Origin of the sequence: Rhizobium cauense (genome assembly GCF_019511525.1) — a bacterium.
Taxonomy (GTDB): Bacteria; Pseudomonadota; Alphaproteobacteria; order Rhizobiales; family Rhizobiaceae; genus Rhizobium; species Rhizobium cauense.
Window position 1 is genome coordinate 1 of record NZ_JAEUAT010000052.1, and the last position, 1,957, is coordinate 1,957.

Below are 1,957 nucleotides of genomic sequence, written 5' to 3' on the forward strand. Positions count from 1 at the left end.
GGAAAGCGGAAGCTCTCGCCATTGATGCCGACGCGGCCCTCATTGTCATTGGCGTTGAAGGCCCGCAGCACGGTGTCGGCAAGGTTCGGGTTGCGCGGCAGCGGCATGTCCTCGAAGCTCAGCCGCACCGAGGCGACATGGCGCTTGCGCACCACGCCTGCGGTGCTCGCCATCAGCTCGTCGGTCATGTCGCGCAGGAAGGCGGCGACATCCTCGATCGCCGCAAGGTTGGTCTCGGCCGCAACCGGCGGCGCTTCCGCCGGCTGCGGACCGGCCGCCTTCTGTTCCGGCACCGGCTGCTCAGCCTGCCGGCCACTGCCGAGCACGGCGCCCAGCACCCCGAACAGCAAAGGCAGCGAGTAGATCCGACGGTCGACGCTCTTCTCCGCGGCAAGCCGGAACCGGTTGGCCGGAGCAACGGCCGCCTGGCCGTCGTCGGGCAGTCCGAGGATCAGTCTTTCGTCCATGACGCTCTCCAATGAAAGAACACAAGGGACAAAACGCGCTCAATTGACGGCTTTTCCTTGGGTTCTATTTATGCTGCTGGCATTTGCGCCGTTCGACACAATTATTCCTTCCGCACAATGGTCTGTCGTGCGGTACGCAACCATTCTCCAATCCGTGACCCTGATGCCGGTGGCTGGGTCACATAGTGGCGTTCGGCTCCCGGTCTCCCATTCTCCTAGATGAGCGCAGTCCAGAACCTGCCGGACTCGCTAGAGCGTCATCAGGACAACCGGGATATCGTCGACGCCTTCCGTGATGTTGGCGCCGCGCGGCTCGTAGACGCGCTGGTCACGCAGGATTTGGAAGGCGATCGTCAAGAGCTTGCGCGCGATGGCTACCCGCGCCTTGTTTGTTCCTCTGGTCTTCAAGTGTTCATACTGGGCGCGAAGCTCCGGATTGGTGGCGATGGCGGGAGAGACCGCCTCGACGAAGGCCCAGCGCAGCCACTTGTTGCCCTGCTTGATAATCTTGCCGTGGAACGTCTTGCCGCCGCTCGAATAAGTCGAGGGTACAAGGCCGGCGTAGGCGGCTAGCTTCTTCGGGTTGCGGAAGCGCTTGATGTCGTCAATCTCTGCGTCAATCAGCCGGGCGAAGAACTCACCGATACCAGGGATCGTCTTCAACAGCTTGACGTTAGCATTGGTCTTGGTCATGGCCCGGATCGTTGCCTCCGACTGCTTGATCCGCACATCAATGTCGGCGATGAACTCAAGGCCACGATCAATTTGTATGCGGTCGATTTCTGAGACATTGACCTGAGCCAGCTGGACCCGGCCGGCCTTACCGAACAGATCGCCAAGCGTCCTCAGTTGTGCGGTCTGCTCGGGATAACGATCAAACACCGTGACAATGCGGTTCTTCGTCATCGTCCGTAGCCGCACGTAAAACATCCGTTCGCGCAGGGCGACGCGCAGCTCTCGGGCCCGTTCGCCGGGGGCCCAAGCTTCTGGCACCAGGTCGGCTCGCAGCAGATGCGCCAGTACCGTCGCATCGATCTTGTCAGTCTTGATCTTAGCGTCGGCGATCGCCTTGACCTTCAACGGATGGGCGAGAACGACATCATCACAAATGTCGTCGAGCCAGTCGTATATCACCATCCAGTTGCGTGTCGCCTCGACAACCGCGTGACTGTTCTCGCGGTAGCGTTCGAGAAACGCGTCGAGCGACTGTCGATCGTTCTTCACGCGACCGGAGCGCAACGTCTTGCCGCTGCTGTCCTGTACCACCAGGTGGCTGTACGATTTGTGGTAATCGACACCGATATGGTAATCATAAAAGGCAGTCATGCTTCCAACTCCCTTGTTGAGACTTGCAAAACCCCAACAGGATAAGCCGAAAGGCTGGAAGCGTGACTGTTCCTCGATAACCATCTGCATCTCAGTGATCCGTTCCTTCTAAGGATGCGGCACTTTCATGCCACCTCCTATCCCTGCTCAATCCCACCTGTCAT

General features: G+C 59.7%; 1 protein-coding gene and 1 pseudogene. Both read right to left on the reverse strand.

Annotated elements, in window-relative coordinates; translation table 11 throughout:
- A pseudogene (locus JNB88_RS33060) lies at positions 1 to 467 on the reverse strand (calcium-binding protein); the annotation flags it as partial.
- Between the two features lie 249 nt (positions 468 to 716).
- Positions 717 to 1,793 (reverse strand): IS110 family RNA-guided transposase, encoded by a 1,077-nt coding sequence (locus JNB88_RS33065; protein ID WP_220359159.1) that lies wholly within the window; start codon positions 1,791 to 1,793, stop codon positions 717 to 719.
- Positions 1,794 to 1,957 lie beyond the last annotated feature (164 nt).